Below are 18,022 nucleotides of genomic sequence, written 5' to 3'. Positions count from 1 at the left end.
CCGCCGAACCGTCCGCCTTCGGGGTCGGGCCGTCAATAGCGGTCGGGCACGATCATGTCGGTGGGAACGGGATGACGGATGTAGTCGGGATGGCGCACGCGATCGGGCAGCGTCACCGTCGGCTTCTCGACGTCGCCATAGGGGATCTGGTCGAGGAAGTGGCGGATGCAGTTGAGCCGCGCCTTCTTCTTGTCGACGGCCTCGACCACCCACCACGGAGCCTCCGCGATGTGGGTGCGCTCGAGCATGGCCTCCTTGGCGCGGGTGTAGTCCTCCCAGCGCCGTCGGCTCTCGACGTCCATCGGCGACAGCTTCCACTGCTTCAGGGGATCGTGGATTCGCATGTGGAAGCGGAAGGACTGCTCCTCGTCGGTGATCGAGAACCAGTACTTGATGAGGACGATGCCCGAGCGCACCAGCATGCGCTCGAAGTCGGGCACCGAGCGGAAGAACTCCTCGACCTCCGCCTCGTTGCAGAAGCCCATGACCCGCTCGACGCCGGCCCGGTTGTACCAGGACCGGTCGAACAGCACGATCTCGCCGGCGGCCGGCAGATGCGGCACGTAGCGCTGGAAATACCACTGCGAGCGTTCGCGCTCGGAGGGGGCGGGCAGGGCCACGACGCGGCAGACGCGTGGGTTGAGCCGCTGGGTGATGCGCTTGATGGCGCCGCCCTTGCCGGCGGAATCGCGGCCCTCGAAGAGCACGACGACCTTCAGGCCCTCGGCCTGCACCCAGTCCTGCAGCCGCACCAGCTCGCGCTGCAGGCGGAACAGCTCGCGGAAATAGACGCCGCGCTCCAGGCTCTGGCGGTCGGGATCGTCCGCCATGGCGTCGAACATCCGGTCGAGCCGGTCCTCGTCCATCGCCACTTCGAACTCCTCGTCGAAACTGTCGGCGAGTTCGTTGCGGATGCGCTCGTAGTCGGCCCCGGCCTGTTCAACGCGTTCCATATCCACGGCCTGCCGCTCCTCTCAACGTGATCGCGGCGGACCCTGACCGCTCTTCGTATCGGGGATATGACAATCCGCCCTCCCGGCGCCCCGCCCCCTGGTTTCTTCGCCGCTTGCCGGCCGCAGGTTGCAGGGGCACTGTCCCGGCGTGTGGCAGACACTCAAGGGGAGGAACGACATGCCGATTCATCGACGCCGGTTCGCACAGGGGCTCGCCGTTCTCGCCGGGGCGGGCTTCGTGCCGGGCCTCGGCGCCCGCGCGGCCCGCGCCGCGACGCCGGAGGAACTGATCCTCATCGCCGCCGCCAGCACCGGCGGGGGCTACGACACGCTGGCGCGCACCATCCAGCAGATCATGGAAACGAAGGACATCGTCGGCAATGTCGAGGTGCTCAACGTGCCCGGCGCCGGCGGCACGATCGGGCTGGCGCAGCTCGTCGGCTCCGGCACGCCCTCGACGCTGCTGACCGCCGGTCTCGGCATGGTCGGCGCGGTGCTGATCAACAAGTCGGCCGTGACGCTCGACGAGGCGACGCCGGTCGCCCGGCTGCAGGGCGAATACCAGCCGCTGGTGGTGGCCGCCGCCTCGCCGCTGAAGTCGCTCGACGATCTGGCCAAGGCTTTCAAGGCCGATCCCGGCGCCGTCTCCTGGGGCGGGTTCGGCATCGGCAGCCCCGACCACCTCGTCAGCGCCCAGGTGGTGAAGGCGATCGGCGGCGACGTGAAGGCGATGAACTACATCGTGGTCGGCGCCGGCTCGGAGATGCTGCCGCTCGTCCTGTCGAACCAAGTGAGCGTCGCGACCGGCGGTTATGCCGAGTTCGGCGATCTCATCGCCACCGGCCAGCTTCGGGCGCTCGGCATCTCCTCGCCCGAACGACTGCCGGGCATCGACGTGCCGACCTTCCGCGAGCAGGGTGTCGACACCGAACTCGTGAACTGGCGCGGCCTCGTCGGCGCGCCGGGTCTGAACGCCGAGGCGCTGGCCGGGTTCGACGAAGTGCTCGGCGCCGTGGCGGCGAGCGAGGAATGGAACGAGATCTGCCGCAAGCGCGGTTGGCAGAACCTCTACATGCCGTCAGCCGAGTTCAAGAGCTTCCTCGCGGCCGAGAACGAACGCGTCACCGCGCTCGTCACCGAACTCGGCCTCGGCGGCTGAAGACCCCGATGGGGCGGCCGATGCGCCGCCCCATGTCTCCGCCCCCCCTATGTCTCCGCTGCCCATGGCTCAAGCTAGAGCCGGGCCTTCGTCGAGCGGGGCGTCGACAGAAGCAGCGTCGTTTCCGACGCCGTGATGCCGGCGACGAGCCGCAGGCGCCGCAGCACGGCGTCGAGATCGGTCAAGCTTCCGGCCGAAATCTCCAGCACCAGATCCCACTTGCCGTTCGTAGTGTGGACCGCGCCGATTTCGGGAAAGCCGACGAGCGCATCCACCACGCGGTCGAGCATCCGGCCCTCCACCTCCACCATCGTCAGTCCGCGCACGGGCATCGCCACCGCGTCGGCGCGCAGCACCACCGTATAGCCGACGATCTCGCCGCGCCCCTCCAGCCGCTCGATCCGGGCGCGCACCGTGGCGCGCGACAGGGCGAGCTCGAGCGCGATGTCGGAGATCGAACGGCGCCCGTCATGGCGCAGGATGGTGACGAGGCGGCGGTCGATGTCGTCCATGCATTGCCGTTTCGAGATATAGAAGCTTCCAGATCGATAGCCAAGACCGCTCGATTTGCCAATCTGGTTCGTTCGGATCGCCAGGGGGCGACGCTACGATGACGGCGACTCGAACGAAGCGGAGCCTTCATGCACGACACCTGCATCCTCGTCGGCGCCCCCGTGCAGGATGGCGCGGGACGGCGCGGCTGCGACATGGGGCCGAGCGCCTATCGCACGGCGGGCCTCGGCGAGGCGCTGGAGGCGCTGGGCCTTCGCGTCCAGGATCGCGGCAATGTCGCGCCGGGACAACTGCCGGCCATCACCCATGCGAACCCCGCCGTGCATCACCTGCCGGAATTCGCTGCGTGGACGCAGGCGCTGGGAGACGCCGCCTATGAGGCCGCCGGCGCGGGCTTCCCGATCTTCCTCGGCGGCGACCATTCGCTGTCGGCCGGCACGATCTCCGGCATCGCCCGCCACGCCGCGGAGCGCAGGCGTCCGCTCTTCGTCCTGTGGCTCGACGCCCATCCCGACTTCCACTCCTTCGAGAGTACCGCCAGCGGCAACCTGCACGGCGTGCCGATGGCCTATCTCACGGGCCAGCCGGGCTTCGGCGACGCGATGCCGCCGCCGCCCGTGCCGCTCGACCCCGCGCATGTCGCCATGATGGGCCTTCGTTCCGTCGATCCGGCCGAACGCGCGGCGCTGGCTTGGGCCGGCGTCACCGTCCACGACATGCGGGCGATCGACGAGACCGGCCTCGTGCCGCTGCTGCGTGCCTTTCTCGAGCGTGTGAGCGCGGCGAACGGCGTCCTCCATGTCAGCCTCGACGTCGACTTCCTCGATCCCGGCATCGCCCCGGCGGTCGGCACCACGGTGCCGGGCGGTGCCACCTTCCGCGAGGCGCATCTGGCGATGGAGATGCTGCACGACAGCGGCCTTGTCGGCTCGCTCGACCTCGTGGAGCTCAACCCCTTTCTCGACGAGCGCGGCCGCACCGCGCTTCTCATGGTGGATCTCGCCGCGAGCCTGATGGGCCGGCAGATCTTCGACCGCCCGACCCGGAGCTTCTGATGACCCGCCAACTCAACGTCGTGCCCTTCGTCAGCGTCGACAACATGATGAAGCTCGTGCTCTCGGTGGGCGTCGAGCGCTTCCTCGCCGAACTCGCCGACACCGTGGAGGAAGACTTCCGCCGCTGGGCGATCTTCGACAAGACGCCGCGCGTCGCCTCGCATTCCGACGAGGGCGTGATCGAACTGATGCCGACCTCGGACGGCACGACCTACGGGTTCAAATACGTCAACGGCCATCCGAAGAACACGCGCGACGGCCGCCAGACCGTCACCGCCTTCGGAGTGCTCGCCGATGTCGGCAACGGCTATCCGATGCTGCTGACCGAGATGACGATCCTCACCGCTCTGCGCACCGCCGCGACCTCCGCCATGGCGGCCAAGCATCTGGCGCGGCCGGACTCGCGCGTGATGGCGCTCATCGGCAACGGCGCGCAGGCCGAGTTCCAGGCGCTCGCCTTCAAGGCGATCCTCGGGGTCGACCGGCTGCGGCTCTACGACATCGACCCGGACGCCTCCGCCAAGTGCCGGCGTAATCTGGCCGGCTTCGGCTTCGACATCGTCACCTGCGGCAGCGTCGCGGAGGTGGTGGAGAGCGCCGACATCGTCACCACCGTCACAGCCGACAAGCAGAACGCCACGATCCTCACCGACAATCTGGTCGGCGCCGGGCTTCACATCAACGCGGTGGGCGGCGACTGCCCCGGCAAGACCGAACTCCACGCCGACATTCTCAGGCGCTCCGACATCTTCGTCGAGTACCCGCCGCAGACGCGCATCGAAGGCGAGATCCAGCAGCTCGCGCCCGACCATCCGGTGACCGAGCTTTGGCAGGTGATCACGGGCGAGGTTGCCGGCCGGCGCGATGCCTCGGCCATCACGCTGTTCGATTCCGTCGGCTTTGCCATCGAGGACTTTTCGGCGCTGCGCTATGTCCGCGCCAAGCTGGCCGGCACCGGCTTCTTCGAGGACCTCGACCTCCTCGCCGATCCCGACGAGCCGCGCGATCTCTTCGGCATGCTGCTGCGGGCGGCCGCGCCTGCTAAAGGTCTGGTGCCGGCCTGAGCGCGGCGCCATCGCGCCAAGCCGGGCAGGGCGCGCAACCTCGCCGCGTCGCACCGCGTTCTGCCGTCGGGGACGACGACAGGAGAGATGGCGATGCGGTTCACACGATGGGGGCTGGCGCTCGCGCTGGCGGCAGGATGTCTCGGCCCCGGCGTGGCCTCGGCCTATACCTACACCAACCCGTCCTTCGGGACCTCGGCGAGCTTTCCGGCCACGGCCTTTCCGCGGATCATGCCGGCCTCGCCGGGCGGCGAGGGGCAGGGCTGGCGCTCCGACGACGGCGCCGAGATCGTCATCTACGCAATCGAGAACGTTGAGAGCCGCGATCCTCGTTCGCTCGTGCAATGGCGCCGCAGCCTCGACCGCGTGACCTACCAGCGCACCGGCGACAACTGGGCCGTGGTGTCGGGCTACCGGCCGGACGGGCGCATCTTCTACGAGCGCTATATCTTTCGCGGCGGCCTGATCCACTCCGTGTCGGTGCGCTATCCCGAAACGCTGCGAGACCCCTACGACCGGCTGTTGAAGCCGATCACCGAGAGCCTGCGCGGCCCCGCGCGCTGAACGTCGCTATCGCGCCTCAGGCTCGAACGCGGCGGCCGAAGCGGCCGGCATCGTAGGGGGCGGGATCGGTGAAGGGCGTCTCGCCCGTCATCATCTCGGCGAGCAGGCGCCCGCTTGCCGGCCCCACCGTCAGCCCGTGATGGGCATGGCCGAAATTGAACCAGAGGCCGGGCCGACCGGGCGCCGGGCCGATGGCCGGGCGCATGTCGGGAAGGCAGGGCCGCAAGCCGAGCCAGGGCGTCGCTTCCAAGGGCGCGCCGAGGTCGATCAGCTCGCGGGCGCGGCGCTCGGCGCGCTCGAGTTGGATCGTGTTGGCCGGGGCGTCCGGCGCGGCGAACTCGATGCCGGTGGTCAGCCGCAGGCCCGTGCGCATCGGGGCGAGCACGTAGCCGACGGCCTCGTCGACCACCGAATGATGCAGCAGCACTCCGTCGGGCAGACGGTAGTGGCGATGGTAGCCGCGCTTGATCCCGAGCGGCATGGGAATGCCGAAGCGCCCGGCGAGGACGCCGGACTGGGGCCCGAGCGCCACCACGGCGTCGCGCGCCGCAAGCGGGCCCTCCGCCGTCTCGACGCGCCAATCGTCCGCCGTCTCCTCGAGGCTGGCGGCGTCGCCCCGCAGCACCTGGCCGCCCCGCGCTTCGAAGAGGCGGGCGTAGCGCTTCGTCAGCTCGGCGGGATCGGAGACGGTCTTCGGATCGAGCCAGTGGATCGCACCCGCGACCGCGCCGCCGGCCATGGCCGGTTCCACCGCGGCAAAGGCACGGGCGTCGAGGATTTCGGTGCGAAGGCCGTGGTCGCGCAACGCCTCCACCTCGCGGATGGCGGCTGCGAACTGCGCCGGGGTGCGCCAGGCCGCGATCCATCCATTGGCGCGCAGGAGGTCGCCCGCGCCGGCCGCTGCGATGAAGGCGTCGTGCTCGGCGATGCTCGCCTCCACCAGCGGCAGCATGGCGCGGGTGGCGACGGCGAGATTGCGCGGCGAGGAGTGGCGCCAGTACTGGAGCAGGAACGGCGCGATCACAGCCAGATGACGCGGATCGTAGCGCATCGCCGCCGAGCGGTTGAGCGCATAGCGGGCAATCGTCGCCAACCGTCGCGGGAAGGCGTAGGGCACGACGCTGGAGCGCTCGATCAGCCCGGCATTGCCGAAGCTCGTACCCTCGCCGGGCTCCCTGCGATCGATGAGCGCGACGCTGCGCCCACGCGCCTGCAGGTGCAGCGCGGTGGAGACGCCGACGATGCCGGCGCCGAGCACGATCGCGTCGACCCTGAGGCCAGGGGCCGACGCACGAGCGAACCCGCCCAGCGATCCCGGCGGGTTGGACACCATCAGTAGATGTCGAAGGGGAAGTACTTGGCGACGATCGTCTTGTAGGTGCCGTCGGCGACGATGGCGTCGATCGCCTTGTTGAAGCTTTCGCGCAGCGCGTCGTCGCCCTTGCGAAGGCCGATGCCGGCTTCGGTCTCGGTCCCCGGCACGTCGCCGAGCATGCGGCAGCAGTCCTTGCCCTCGCCGTTCATCCAGTCGGTGACCACGAACTTGTCGGAGATGAGCGCGTCGATGCGGCCGTTCTGCAGGTCGGAGGTGGCCTCGTCCTGCGTCGGGTAGAGCTTGGCCTCGGCGCCGGCCTTGGCATAGACCTCGTCGGCATAGTTGCCCTGCGTGGTCGAGGCCTGCGCGCCCACGACCTTGCCCTTCATGTCGTCGGTGGAGACGCCGGCGATGGTCGAATCCTTGGGCACCACGACGGCGAGCGGCGTCGTGTAGTACTTGTTGGTGAAGTCGATCTGCTTCTGGCGCTCCTCGGTGATGCTCATCGAGGCGATGATGGCGTCGAAGCGGTTGGCCTGGAGGGCAGGGATCATGCCATCCCAATCCTGCGCCACGATCGTGCATTTCGCCTTCATTTGGGCGCAGAGCGCGTTGGCGATGTCGACGTCGAAGCCGGTGATCGAGCCATCGGGCTGCGCCACGTTGAAGGGCGGGTAGGCGCCTTCCGTGGCGATGCGGATCTCGCGGCCTTCCTGTGCGGCGGCGAGCGAGGTCAGGCCCATCAGGGCCGTCGTGGCAAGGATCAGAAGCTGCTTCATGAAGGGCACCAGTTCGCGAACGGGGTTGGAAATTGCGCAAACCTTAACGAGCCCGCTCGCCCGGCGAAACCCCCGGCGCCCGTTGCCGGCTTCCGGTCCACAGCCGCCAGAGCGCAAGGGGTTGACGGTGCGGTCGCCGGTTCGTGCCTCGGCGAATGGTTCGTCTCCCTTATATGCACCGTTCTGTTTGTCAGGTCGCTCGCGGCCGCCCGTTCCCGAGGATGTCACGGACATGGACCACCGCCCGCTCGGTCGCACCGACCTTCGCATCGCCCCCCTCGTCTTCGGCGGCAACGTCTTCGGCTGGACGGCCGACGAGGCCACGAGCTTCCGCCTGCTCGACGCCTTCGTCGACCATGGCTTCGACGCCATCGACACCGCCGACGTCTATTCGGCCTGGGTGCCCGGCCATCGCGGCGGGGAGTCAGAAGCGATCATCGGGCGATGGCTCGCCGCCAACCCCGGCAAGCGCGACAAGGTCTCGATCTTCACCAAGGTCGGCTCCGATCTCGGCGAAGGGCGCAAGGGCCTGTCGGCGCGCTGGATCGCACAGGCTGCAGACGACTCGCTGCGCCGACTGCAGACCGACCGGATCGACCTCTACTTCTCGCATTGGCCGGACGCCGAAGCGCCATACGAGGAGACGCTGGGCGCCTACGAGGCGCTGCGGGCGGCGGGCAAGATCCGCCATGTCGGCGCCTCCAATCTCGACGCGGCGCAGCTGGAAGCGGCGCTCGGCGTCTCCGCCGCCAAGGGCTTGCCGCGCTACGACGTGCTGCAGCCCGAATACAATCTCTACGACCGGGCCGGCTTCGAGGGACCGCTGCGCGATCTCGTGCTGCGCGAGGCGATCGGCGTCGTCACCTATTTCAGTCTCGCCTCGGGGTTTCTCTCCGGCAAGTACCGCAGCGAAGCCGACCTCGCCGGCAGCCGGCGCGGCGACGCCGTGAAGAAGTATCTGAATGCTCGCGGCCAGCGCATTCTGAGTGCGCTCGACGAGGTGGCGGCCGATCACGGGGCCCGCCCCGCCGAAGTAGCGCTCGCCTGGCTGATGGCGTCGCCCGGCGTCACCGCCCCGATCGCCAGCGCCACCAGCACCGAGCAACTGGCCAGTCTCGCGCGCGCTGCCGAGCTGCGGCTGTCGACTGAGCAGAAGGCTCGGCTGGATGCGGCCGGCGACACCGCGTCGCAGGATGGGAACCGGCCCTGAGCGCTGCAACCTGCGGCCTCGCCGGCCGTTGATGGGCCGGCGGGATCGCCGCATCCCGCGCCGGCGGGGCGATCCCGCGCCCGCTTGCCCGGCCTGTCGGAGACTTCCATGCTGACGCTCTCGCGCGGTGCCGCCTTCGGCCTCGCCCTTCTCGCCTCCGCAGCCCATCCCGCGCTTGCCGCGTCCCTCTCTGCGGACGAGATCGACGGCGCGACGCTCGAAGCCTTCGAGACGCGGCAGGCCGAGCGCGAGAAGAAGGCGGCGGAAGCGGCGCCCGGCGCCGCCGTTCCGGGCCTCGCGGACACGTCTTCGCCGGAGGCTGTGCCCACCGACGATAGCCCGTCCGAGGCCTCGACGCCTGAGGAAGCCATCGCCGCCGATGCGGCCAAGCAGGAGGTGGCCGACCCGTTCCTCGTCCGGTTGCAGGTGCTGCTCGACCGCGCCCATGCCTCGCCCGGCGTCATCGACGGCTTCTACGGCGACAACGTCGTGAAGGCCGTGCGTGCCTACGAGGAGATGCGTGGTCTGCCGGTGGACGGGCGCCCCGATGCCGAACTCTGGACGGCGCTCTCGACCGATGGCGACGCGGCGATGAAGACCTACGAGATATCAGCCAAGGACGTCGACGGGCGCTATGTCGAGAAGCTGCCGCGCGACTATGCCGAGCTTGCCAAGCTGAAGCATCTGGGCTTCCGCGGCCCGCGCGAGATGCTGGCCGAGCGCTTCCACATGGACGAGGACCTGCTGCGCAGCCTCAACCCGAAGGCCGACTTCGACAAGCCGGGCACGACGATCCTCGTCGCCGACACGGGCGCCGATCCGGAGACCAAGGTCACACGCATCGTCGTGGACAAGTCGAAGGGCGAACTTCTCGCCTATGCCGAGGACGGCTCGCTGGTGCTCGTCGATCCCGCCTCGATCGGCTCGGAGGATACGCCTTCGCCATCGGGCGAGGTCACCGTCGAGGCCATCGCGCCGCGCCCGACCTACACCTACGACCCCAAGAAGAACTTCCAGCAGGGCAAGAACGACGAGGCGATGACCATTCCCGCCGGGCCGAACGGTCCGGTCGGAGCGATGTGGATCGATCTTTCGAAGCCGACCTACGGCATTCACGGCACGGCGGAGCCCGCGCAGATCGGCAAGACGCAGAGCCACGGCTGCGTGCGGCTAACGAACTGGGATGCCGACACGCTGGCGGGGCTCGTCGAGAAGGGCAAGACGGTGGTGGTGTTCCAAGAGTGATCCCGAAGGTTCGCTCCGCCGGTCCATGTGCGGGCCTGTCGCCCCCGAAGACGGGCGTCAGGCCGGCATAAGACGCTGGTGCATCTTCGGGCGGCGTCCGGCAAGACCGTCCCAGGCGGTCACCTCGATCGCCCGCCGGTCGCCGCAGAGCACCGTGAAGCCGGCCTGCGTATGGGACTGGACCTGTCCCGGCAGCCCGATGTAGCGCCCGGCCGCGGCATGGGGCCGGGCGGCGTCGAGCCGCAGGCGCTCTTGGCCGGAATGCGTGAAGGCGCCGGGATAGGGATCGCCGACGGCGCGCACGAGCCTGAGCACGCTTTCGGCCGGCGCGTGCCAGTCGACCAGCCCGTCCTCCATCGTGCGCCGCGCGCAGATCGTCGCGAGGGTGTGGTCTTGCGGCGTTGCCGACAGGTTGCCGGCGGCGATCCGCGACAACGCCTCGGTCACGAGATGCGCCAGTTCCTGCTTGTGCTTGTCGTAGAGCGAGCGCGCCGTTTCCTCCGGCGAGATGGGAAACAGGCGCTGCGCCACGATGGCGCCGCTGTCGACGCCCTCGTCCAGCCAGAAAAGGGTCGAGCCCGACATTTCCTCATCCATCAGGATGGTCCAGGGAATGACGGCCCGCCCGCGAAAGCGTGGCAGCGGGGCCGGATGGTAGCCGAGCGTTCCCAGCCGCGACACGGCGCGAAACGGCTCGCGGCAGATCTGCGACCAGCCCACCACGAGCGTCAGGTCGGGCTCTGCCGCCTGCAGCGCTTCGATCGTCGCGGGGGCGTTGATGTCGGCGGCATGGAAGACCGTGGCCCCGGCGGCGCGGGCGCGGGGGCCGAGATCGACGAAATCGGAATGGCGGTGTGAGACCTCGGGCGGCAGCGTGACGAGCAGCACGGGAGCGTGACCCGATGCCACCAGCGCGTCGAAGGCGACGCCCGATCCCTCCACGGCTCCGACGAAGGCGATGCGCAACTTTGAGGCACCGTTCGTGGGATGCAGGACGTTCATGGGGGGCACAGGTCCTCAAGGAAGCGTTGGCCTATAATCGGGTGGCGCCGCGCTTGGCCAAGCCAACCAATGGTGGTAGCCGGCGGCCGGGCCGTCGCCCGAATGATCTGCGCATGCCCGCCCGGTAACCGGCGATACTCCTGCCAGCCACGTCTCTTGGTCGATTCCGCCGCCCGGCGGGGACAGCGCCTTGGAGCGTCCTGTCACCGGTTGGGAGGCCATCATGAGAACCAGTCCGCAGCCCGCCATGGGCGAGACGAACGCCTTGCGCCGACCCGACGCGCGGCCGCCGCTCCATGTGGCGATCGTCATGCCGGGGCTGGGCGCCGGCGGAACCGAGCATGTCGTCAACGTGCTGGCGAACGAGTGGACGCGGCGCGGCTGGCGGGTGACGGTCCTCACCTTCGAGCAGCCGGACACCCCGTCCTATTACCGGTTCGATCCGGCAGTCGAAATTCGTCGGCTGGGCCTTCCGCCCAAGCCGCAGCGATTGGGGCCGGCAGCGATGGGAAGCGTCAGGCGCGTGCAGGCGCTCCGCACCGCGCTGACGGATGTGAAGCCCGGCCTCGTGATCAGCTTCCTCACCCGCACCAACGTGCTGACGCTTCTGGCCACTCGGTACCTCGGCGTGCCCGTCGTGGTGTCGGAGCGCAACAATCCGGCGTTGCAGGACACCGGGCCGATCTGGCGCGCCCTGCGCCGACATCTCTACCCGAAGGCGTTCGGCCTCGTCACGATGACCGCCGGCGCCCTTGAGTTCTTTCCTGCCGCCCTGCGGCGGCGAAGCTGGGTCATTCCCAATTCTGTCGATCTGCCCGCGGACCGCCAGCGAAAGCGTCTCGGCAACACCCTCACGGCGGTCGGACGGCTGGTGCCGCAGAAGGGGTTCGATCTCCTGATCGAAGCCTTCTCACGGATTGCCCCGGAGTTTCCGGACTGGTCGTTGGTAATCTGGGGCGAGGGGCCGGAGCGCGCCGCTCTCGAGGCGCAGCGCGCCGCCCTGCGTCTCGAGGGCCGCGTGCGCATGCCCGGCATCACGGGCGAACCGGGCCTCTGGGTCGAAACGGCAGATGTCTTCGTTCTCTCCTCACGGTTCGAGGGCTGGGGCATCGTGCTTCTGGAGGCGATGGCGGCCGATCTGCCCGTGGTCTCCTTCGACTGCCAATGGGGGCCGCGCGACATGTTGACGGACAGCGTCCACGGGCTTCTCGTGGAACGCGAGAATGTCGAGGCCCTGGCCGGGGCGCTGCGCCGCGTGCTCGGCGACGGCGCTCTTCGCGCGCGCCTCGGCGAAGCGGCGGGACGTCATGCCCGCACCTTCACGCCCGAGCGAAACGTCGATCAGTGGGACGCCGTGGCGTTCGCCGCGATCACCGCGCGGGACGACGGGTCGATGTGAGACCGCGCGCGTCGCGCCGCCAATGATTGATCTCGCCGCGCGCCTCGGGCCGGTACAGCAGGGCCTTCGCGACGCCGCCTGCGTCTTCCGCCATCCCGAAGCCAGTCCACCGTTGGAGGTAGGCGTGTCACCTCGTCCTGCCCGAATGTCCAAGTCCGATCCCCACGGTGGCTGGCGATACTGCGTTTCGAAGCGCGTGCGGGACGCTCCTCGCGGCGCGTCGATCCGCTCGGCAAGTCCGTCGGCGTCTTCGGCGTTCCTCAGAACCGGTCTTGCGGCCGGAGTCGGCATAGGCGGCAAAGCTTGGTCAGGTTCCTCATTTTACGCTTCGCATCGGTTTGGTGGCTCACCGGGCGCGGCGCGCATCGGCGAGGCGATCGCCGAAAACCGGACCTCGCGGCCCGTCACGCCGAGCGATCGATGCCCGTTGCGCGGTCCGTAACGTCTTCTGCCAGCCAATCCTCCATATGGTCTCGCGACGAAAGCCCGTGCGTGGGCCATTGCTTCGACGGGCCAAAGTCGGGGCCGGGCGCCGCCAGGACATGCGCGATCGCCGACCGTCGCGGTCGGTGGGCGAGGGCGCCTTGCCGGCGCGAGAAGGGACCGATGACATGCGCACCGTGATCGTTCAGTCCGGCTTCACCGCCGGCGGGGCGGAGAAGGTCGTCAGCCTCCTCGCCCGCCATCGCCGGGAACTCGGCGACCGCGTCGATGTCATCGGCGTCAATGCCGACAGCACGATATCCTTTTTTCCCTATGGCGAAGGAGTGACGCTGCATGCGCTGGGCTCCGGTCCGGGCGGCGGCGGCGAGGGGGCCTTGCACCGTCTGCTCGGTGTCGGCGGACGCTGGCTCAGGTTGCGGGCGTGTCTTCGCAAACTCGAGCCGGATCTCGTCGTGTCGTTCCTGACCAAGGTCAACGTCATGGTCGGCGTCGCGACGCTCGGCCTTCCCGCCACCGTCGTCATGTCCGAACGCAATAATTTCAGGGTCCAGCGCATGCACGCCGTGTGGCATCTGCTTCAACGGCTCGTCACCTCTCGCGCCGCGAGACTCGTGATGCAGACGGAAATGGCGCGCGCCTCCCTGCCGCGCCGGCTCCATGCCCGGGCTGTGATCATTCCCAACCCTGTGGCCGTCGCGGGGGCGTCCAGTCCGTCCACCGACGATCAGCCCCGCTTCGTCGCGGTTGGTCGCCTCGAACCGCAGAAGGGCTTCGATCTGCTGATCGAGAGCTTCGCGCGCGCCGCGGCCGAGATGCCCGCTGCCACCCTCGTGATCTTCGGCGAGGGACCGGAGCGATCCGCTCTCGAAGCGCAGGCCAAAAGGCTCGGATTGGCGAAGGCGATCGCGCTGCCGGGGCTGACGAAGACCGCGCAGGAGTGGCGAGACGCCGGCAACGTCTTCGTCCTCAGCTCCCGGTTCGAAGGCTTTCCCAACGTCCTTCTGGAATCGCTGGCGATGGGCATGGCGACGCTGGCCTTCGACTGCCCATGGGGTCCCTCCGAGATCCTCGCGGGCGGGCAGAGCTGGGCGCTCGTGCCGCCCGGCGACGTCGGGGCGCTGGCCGATGCGATGGTGCGGGCCGGAGGCGACGAGGCGGCGCGCTCCTCGCTCGAGTCTGAGGGGCCGCGCATTGCAGCGCGCTACGGCGAGGGCGAGATCCTGTCGCTCTGGGACGAGGTGATCGGGACCTCGGCCGCCCGGCGCTGGCGGCGGGGCGTAATGACGCCCCCGGCCCAGGGGCCGACGATGGCCTCGCCATCCTGACGCCGACCGACCTCCGCCTTTGGTCTAGCCCAGAGACGATTTCGGCGACCGCTCTCGACCGATTGGAACACTACCCATCGTCGCCATCGGCCTCGACAGTGCGGGACCCAACACATCTCGGCGCGGCGCAGGGACATCGTCTCCCGCGCCCGACGTCTTGCGCGATGAAATCTTGAGGGGGGAGAGTGGCAATGGCCTATTTCTACAATGCTTTCGGTGGGCTGACGATCACGGGGACCACCGGGCTTGACCGCTTCTTCGCCTTCACCGAGGACGACAATTTCGATCATAGGCGCGCCGATGGGCGGATCGCGAGCTTCTCATGGACCACCTCGATGACATTTGCAGATGGATCGTTCTTCACGATCCGCGGGGCGGACGTGCAGGTGTCCTACGACGTCTACGTCTCGAACGGGGGGACCGACGTCCTCTACGGGTCGAGCGCCAACGACGCGATCTTCTACAACAATGCGAGCTTCGCCAACGGCGTCGGCGGCATCAACGGCGTCCAGCAATTCTACCTCGGCCTCGGCAACGACATCGCCGACTTCAGCGCGCAAGGCGCGGGCGGCGCCAGCTACGCCAAGCAGCTGCTGATCCGCGGCGAGGGCGGCAACGACATTCTGGTCGGCGGTGCCAACAGCGACGATCTCTTCGGCGACGAAGGAAACGACACGATCGTCGGCAATGCCGGCGGCGACCTCATCGACGGCGGGACGGGCGACGACGTTCTCTATGGCGACGATCTCGGCGGCAATCTCGTCGGCGGCCAGGACATCCTGCGCGGGCGCGACGGAAACGACCTTCTCTTCGGCGGCGCCAAGGGCGACGTACTGGAAGGTGGCAACGACAACGACACGCTCTATGGCGGTGCCTCCGGCGACAATCTCTTCGGCGGGGCGGGCGACGATCTCCTCTACGGTGACGACGCGGGGGCCGGCTTCGGCGACAAGCTCTATGGCGACATTGGCAACGACACGCTCTATGGCGGCGGCGGCGCCGACATCCTCGAAGGCGGCGCGGGCACGGACCTTCTCGACGGCGGCGACGGCGACGACTCGATCAAGGGCGATGCCGGCGACGACCGCCTGATCGGCGGCCTCGGCAACGATACGCTCAACGGGGCTGCCGATACCGACACGGCGGTCTTCGACGGCAATCGCGGCGACTACCTGATCGGGCTGAACCCCGATGGCAGCTATCAGATCACCGACACCCGTCCGGGCGCCGTCAACACCGGCTCTGACAAGGTGCTCGGCGTCGAGTTCGTGGAATTCCGCGACGGAACGATCCCGATCGCCCAGCTCAACCACGCGCCGATCCTCACCTCGAACGGCGGCGGTGCCACCGGCGCGGCCACGCTCGACGAGAACACGACTTTCGTGACGACGGTGATGGCGAGCGACGAGGATGCGGGCCAGACGCTCACCTACGGCCTTGCGGGCGGCGCCGATGCGGCGCTCTTCTCGATCGACGCGGCGACCGGCGTCCTGTCGTTCAAGGCCGCGCCGGACTTCGAGAACGCGATCGATGCCGACGGCAACGGCGTCTACGAGGTGATCGTGCGGGCGTTCGACGGCTCGGATTTCGATACGCAGGCGCTGTCCGTCACGGTGCGGAACGTCGTCGACGGGGCTCCCCCGGTGATCATCTCGAACGGTGGCGGCAGCGCCGCCACGCTGACGATCGCCGAGAACACGGCCGCGGTCACGACGCTGGCGGCGACCGATGCCGATGGTGGGCCGATCGCCTATCGCATCGTCGGCGGCGCGGACGCGGCCCTGTTCGTGCTCGATCCCGCGACCGGCGCGTTGCGGTTCGCCGCTGCTCCCGATTTCGAGGCCCCCACCGATGCCGATCGCAACAATCTCTATCAGGTCGTGGTGGAGGCGAGCGACGGCCAGAACGGCGACCGGCAGGCCCTGACGATCGCGGTCGGCAACGTCAACGACAACGCCCCGGTGATCGTCTCGGCCGCCTCGGTCGCCATCGCGGAAAACGTCGCGCTCGCCGCGACGGTGGTCGCCACCGATGCCGACGCCTCTTCGCCGGCCTTTGCCCCGACCTATTCGCTCGCCGGCGGCGCGGATGCCGCGTTGTTCCGGATCGACGCCGCGACGGGGGCGCTCTCCTTCGTCAATGCGCCCGATTACGAACTGCCGACCGATCGCAACGGCGACAACGTCTACGAGGTGACGGTTCGAGCCGGCGACGGGTCGAACGCGGTGACGCAGGCGATGACGATCCGCGTCGACAACGTCAACGACAATGCGCCCGTGTTCCTTTCGAACGGCGGCGGCGCGACGGCCAGCCTCACGATCGCCGAGAACGCCACCTTCGCCACGACGGTCGTCGCCAGGGACGCCGACGGAACGGTGCCGGTCATCGCCATCGCCGGCGGCGCCGATGCTGCGCTCTTCACGATCGACGCGGCGACGGGTGCCCTCGTGTTCAAGAGCGCACCCGATTTCGAGATCCCGGAGGATGCCAACGGCGATAACCATTACGACGTGTGGGTCTCCGCCTCGGACGGAAGCTTCACGACCCGGCAGGTCCTCGACATCACGGTGACCGACGTGTTCGAGACCGGGCGCACCATCACCGGCACGGCGGGCAACGACAGCATCTCGCCGACCGCAACGGCGGCCTTTCGCACCACCGCGCTCAACGACACGATCTACGGGCTCGCCGGCAATGACGTCATCGATGGCGGCGCCGGCGTCGACCGGATGGAGGGCGGCGCCGGCAACGACGTCTATACGGTCGACACCTATTCCGACGATGGCCGTGCGACGAACGACGATCTCGTCGTCGAACTGGCCGGCGGCGGCGCCGACCGGGTGAACGCGTGGGTCTCCTACCGGCTGGCGGCCGAGGTGGAGAACCTCACGCTGCTCGGCACCGCCGGGATCGGCGGGATCGGCAATGCGCTCGACAACCAGATCGTCGGCAATGCCGGCGCCAACCTGATCCAGGGCGAAGCCGGAGCCGACACGCTGCTCGGCAACGACGGCGCCGACAGCCTCTATGGCGGGGCGGGCAACGACCTTCTCGTCGGCGGCTCGGGCGACGACGCGCTGTTCGGCGGCGACGACATTGACAAGCTCGACGGCGGGATCGGCGCCGACCGGCTGGAGGGCGGTGCTGGCGACGACACCTATCTCGTCGACACCTACAGCGACGACGGGAACGGTCTCAACGACGACCAGGTCATCGAACTGGCGGGCGGCGGCCTCGACACCGTCTCGGCCTCCGTCAGCTACCGGCTCGCGGCCGAGGTCGAGGCCCTGACGCTGACGGGAACGCTCGCCATCGACGGCACCGGCAACGAACTCGCCAACACGATCAACGGCAACAACGGCGTCAACAGGCTGATGGGTCTCGACGGCAACGACACGCTGAACGGGCTCGGCGGCAACGATACGATCGATGGCGGCGCCGGGATCGACGTGATCGACGGCGGGACGGGCAACGACAGGCTGATCGGCGGCGATGCCGGCGATACGGTGAAGGGCGGCGCCGGTGTCGACGTGATCGTTGGCGGGGTCGGCAAGGACGTTCTCACCGGCGGCACGGAAGCGGACACGTTCGTCTTCGCCTTCGGCGACACGACCGCGAACACCAATTGCGATCGCATCACCGACTTCCAGGATTTCGCCGGCGACGTCATCGATCTCGACTTCGTCACCGGTTCGCTGTCGGCGTCCGCCTATGCGGAAGGAGCGATCGGCACGAACACTCTCGCCGACGCGCTCACCCTGGCGAAGACCCTGATGACCACGACGAAGAGCGTCGTCTTCGTCGCCGGCACGGGGGACGGTTGGCTGTTCTGGGATGGCGCCGGGCGCGACGGCATCCCCGACCAGATCGTCCAGATCACGGGGGCGAACTCCACCAGCCTCTTCAGCCAGCTCGACGTCATCTGAAAGCCAAGGCCCTAGCGCGATAAGCAAAACCCGCCCCGGTCATCCACCGGGGCGGTTTTTTCGTTCGTG

The 18,022-nt window shown here is 68.7% G+C and carries 14 protein-coding genes; 9 read left to right on the top strand and 5 right to left on the bottom strand.

What is annotated here, in order from left to right; all coding sequences use genetic code 11:
- Positions 1–32: 32 nt before the first annotated feature.
- The gene (gene ppk2, locus AUL33_RS05685) at positions 33–953 is read right to left on the bottom strand and encodes a polyphosphate kinase 2 (protein ID WP_062204940.1); all 921 of its coding nucleotides are present in this window, start codon (positions 951–953) and stop codon (positions 33–35) included.
- Between the two features lie 178 nt (positions 954–1,131).
- Here ppk2 and AUL33_RS05680 point away from each other — a divergent pair, with 178 nt between their 5' ends.
- Entirely contained in the window at positions 1,132–2,112 is a 981-nt protein-coding gene (locus tag AUL33_RS05680; protein WP_062204937.1) for a tripartite tricarboxylate transporter substrate binding protein, read from the top strand.
- A 74-nt stretch (positions 2,113–2,186) separates the two neighbouring features.
- On the opposite strand, the gene AUL33_RS05675 is transcribed toward AUL33_RS05680, so the two are convergent.
- A complete protein-coding gene (locus AUL33_RS05675; RefSeq protein ID WP_062204934.1) occupies positions 2,187–2,624 on the bottom strand; it encodes an Lrp/AsnC family transcriptional regulator in 438 nt (145 codons plus the stop codon).
- A 129-nt stretch (positions 2,625–2,753) separates the two neighbouring features.
- On the opposite strand from AUL33_RS05675, the gene rocF reads away from it, so the two are divergent.
- From rocF to AUL33_RS05660, 3 genes are all read left to right on the top strand, one after another.
- Positions 2,754–3,680, top strand: coding sequence for an arginase (rocF, locus tag AUL33_RS05670; RefSeq protein WP_062204931.1), 927 nt, complete (start codon positions 2,754–2,756; stop codon positions 3,678–3,680).
- Positions 3,680–4,744, top strand: coding sequence for an ornithine cyclodeaminase (locus AUL33_RS05665; RefSeq protein WP_062204928.1), 1,065 nt, complete (start codon positions 3,680–3,682; stop codon positions 4,742–4,744). The genes rocF and AUL33_RS05665 overlap by 1 nt, the downstream gene beginning before the upstream one ends.
- A 93-nt stretch (positions 4,745–4,837) precedes the next feature.
- A complete protein-coding gene (locus AUL33_RS05660; protein ID WP_156419298.1) occupies positions 4,838–5,308 on the top strand; it encodes a hypothetical protein in 471 nt (156 codons plus the stop codon).
- Positions 5,309–5,324: 16 nt separating this feature from the next.
- On the opposite strand, the gene AUL33_RS05655 is transcribed toward AUL33_RS05660, so the two are convergent.
- Together AUL33_RS05655 and AUL33_RS05650 are read right to left on the bottom strand one after the other, a co-directional pair.
- Complete coding sequence (locus AUL33_RS05655; protein WP_062204921.1) at positions 5,325–6,641, bottom strand: FAD-binding oxidoreductase; 1,317 nt, start codon at positions 6,639–6,641, stop codon at positions 5,325–5,327.
- Positions 6,641–7,402: an ABC transporter substrate-binding protein gene (locus AUL33_RS05650; protein WP_062204919.1), complete on the bottom strand. Its 762-nt coding sequence runs from the start codon at positions 7,400–7,402 to the stop codon at positions 6,641–6,643. The genes AUL33_RS05655 and AUL33_RS05650 overlap by 1 nt, the downstream gene beginning before the upstream one ends.
- A 232-nt stretch (positions 7,403–7,634) precedes the next feature.
- Between AUL33_RS05650 and AUL33_RS05645 the strand changes: the two genes are divergently transcribed.
- Both AUL33_RS05645 and AUL33_RS05640 read left to right on the top strand, forming a co-directional pair.
- The gene (locus AUL33_RS05645; protein ID WP_062204916.1) at positions 7,635–8,612 is read left to right on the top strand and encodes an aldo/keto reductase; all 978 of its coding nucleotides are present in this window, start codon (positions 7,635–7,637) and stop codon (positions 8,610–8,612) included.
- A gap of 108 nt (positions 8,613–8,720) precedes the next feature.
- Entirely contained in the window at positions 8,721–9,857 is a 1,137-nt protein-coding gene (locus AUL33_RS05640; RefSeq protein WP_082652348.1) for a L,D-transpeptidase family protein, read from the top strand.
- A gap of 57 nt (positions 9,858–9,914) precedes the next feature.
- Here AUL33_RS05640 and AUL33_RS05635 read toward each other — a convergent pair whose 3' ends face one another.
- The gene (locus tag AUL33_RS05635) at positions 9,915–10,823 is read right to left on the bottom strand and encodes a formyltransferase family protein (protein WP_062204950.1); all 909 of its coding nucleotides are present in this window, start codon (positions 10,821–10,823) and stop codon (positions 9,915–9,917) included.
- 283 nt (positions 10,824–11,106) lie between these two features.
- On the opposite strand from AUL33_RS05635, the gene AUL33_RS05630 reads away from it, so the two are divergent.
- The 3 genes from AUL33_RS05630 to AUL33_RS05620 all read left to right on the top strand — a co-directional run bounded on the left by AUL33_RS05630 (position 11,107) and on the right by AUL33_RS05620 (position 17,953).
- The gene (locus AUL33_RS05630) at positions 11,107–12,258 is read left to right on the top strand and encodes a glycosyltransferase family 4 protein (RefSeq protein ID WP_062204914.1); all 1,152 of its coding nucleotides are present in this window, start codon (positions 11,107–11,109) and stop codon (positions 12,256–12,258) included.
- Between the two features lie 611 nt (positions 12,259–12,869).
- Positions 12,870–14,027 (top strand): glycosyltransferase, encoded by a 1,158-nt coding sequence (locus AUL33_RS05625; RefSeq protein ID WP_062204913.1) that lies wholly within the window; start codon positions 12,870–12,872, stop codon positions 14,025–14,027.
- Positions 14,028–14,218: 191 nt separating this feature from the next.
- Positions 14,219–17,953, top strand: a complete 3,735-nt coding sequence (locus tag AUL33_RS05620; protein WP_062204911.1) for a cadherin domain-containing protein — start codon at positions 14,219–14,221, stop codon at positions 17,951–17,953.
- Positions 17,954–18,022 lie beyond the last annotated feature (69 nt).

Source organism: Aureimonas sp. AU12 (genome assembly GCF_001463705.1).
Classification (GTDB): domain Bacteria; phylum Pseudomonadota; class Alphaproteobacteria; order Rhizobiales; family Rhizobiaceae; genus Aureimonas.
Note: the sequence above shows the minus strand (reverse complement) of the source record. Positions and strands in the feature narration are given on the sequence as shown.

What these genes read in the sequence shown, in the direction of transcription:
- ppk2 (WP_062204940.1), bottom strand. Translation starts at nt 953, where the DNA reads ATGGAACGCGTTGAACAGGCCGGGGCCGACTACGAGCGCATCCGCAAC.
- AUL33_RS05680 (WP_062204937.1), top strand. Translation starts at nt 1,132, where the DNA reads ATGCCGATTCATCGACGCCGGTTCGCACAGGGGCTCGCCGTTCTCGCC.
- AUL33_RS05675 (WP_062204934.1), bottom strand. Translation starts at nt 2,624, where the DNA reads ATGGACGACATCGACCGCCGCCTCGTCACCATCCTGCGCCATGACGGG.
- rocF (WP_062204931.1), top strand. Translation starts at nt 2,754, where the DNA reads ATGCACGACACCTGCATCCTCGTCGGCGCCCCCGTGCAGGATGGCGCG.
- AUL33_RS05665 (WP_062204928.1), top strand. Translation starts at nt 3,680, where the DNA reads ATGACCCGCCAACTCAACGTCGTGCCCTTCGTCAGCGTCGACAACATG.
- AUL33_RS05660 (WP_156419298.1), top strand. Translation starts at nt 4,838, where the DNA reads ATGCGGTTCACACGATGGGGGCTGGCGCTCGCGCTGGCGGCAGGATGT.
- AUL33_RS05655 (WP_062204921.1), bottom strand. Translation starts at nt 6,641, where the DNA reads ATGGTGTCCAACCCGCCGGGATCGCTGGGCGGGTTCGCTCGTGCGTCG.
- AUL33_RS05650 (WP_062204919.1), bottom strand. Translation starts at nt 7,402, where the DNA reads ATGAAGCAGCTTCTGATCCTTGCCACGACGGCCCTGATGGGCCTGACC.
- AUL33_RS05645 (WP_062204916.1), top strand. Translation starts at nt 7,635, where the DNA reads ATGGACCACCGCCCGCTCGGTCGCACCGACCTTCGCATCGCCCCCCTC.
- AUL33_RS05640 (WP_082652348.1), top strand. Translation starts at nt 8,721, where the DNA reads ATGCTGACGCTCTCGCGCGGTGCCGCCTTCGGCCTCGCCCTTCTCGCC.
- AUL33_RS05630 (WP_062204914.1), top strand. Translation starts at nt 11,107, where the DNA reads ATGGGCGAGACGAACGCCTTGCGCCGACCCGACGCGCGGCCGCCGCTC.
- AUL33_RS05625 (WP_062204913.1), top strand. Translation starts at nt 12,870, where the DNA reads ATGCGCACCGTGATCGTTCAGTCCGGCTTCACCGCCGGCGGGGCGGAG.
- AUL33_RS05620 (WP_062204911.1), top strand. Translation starts at nt 14,219, where the DNA reads ATGGCCTATTTCTACAATGCTTTCGGTGGGCTGACGATCACGGGGACC.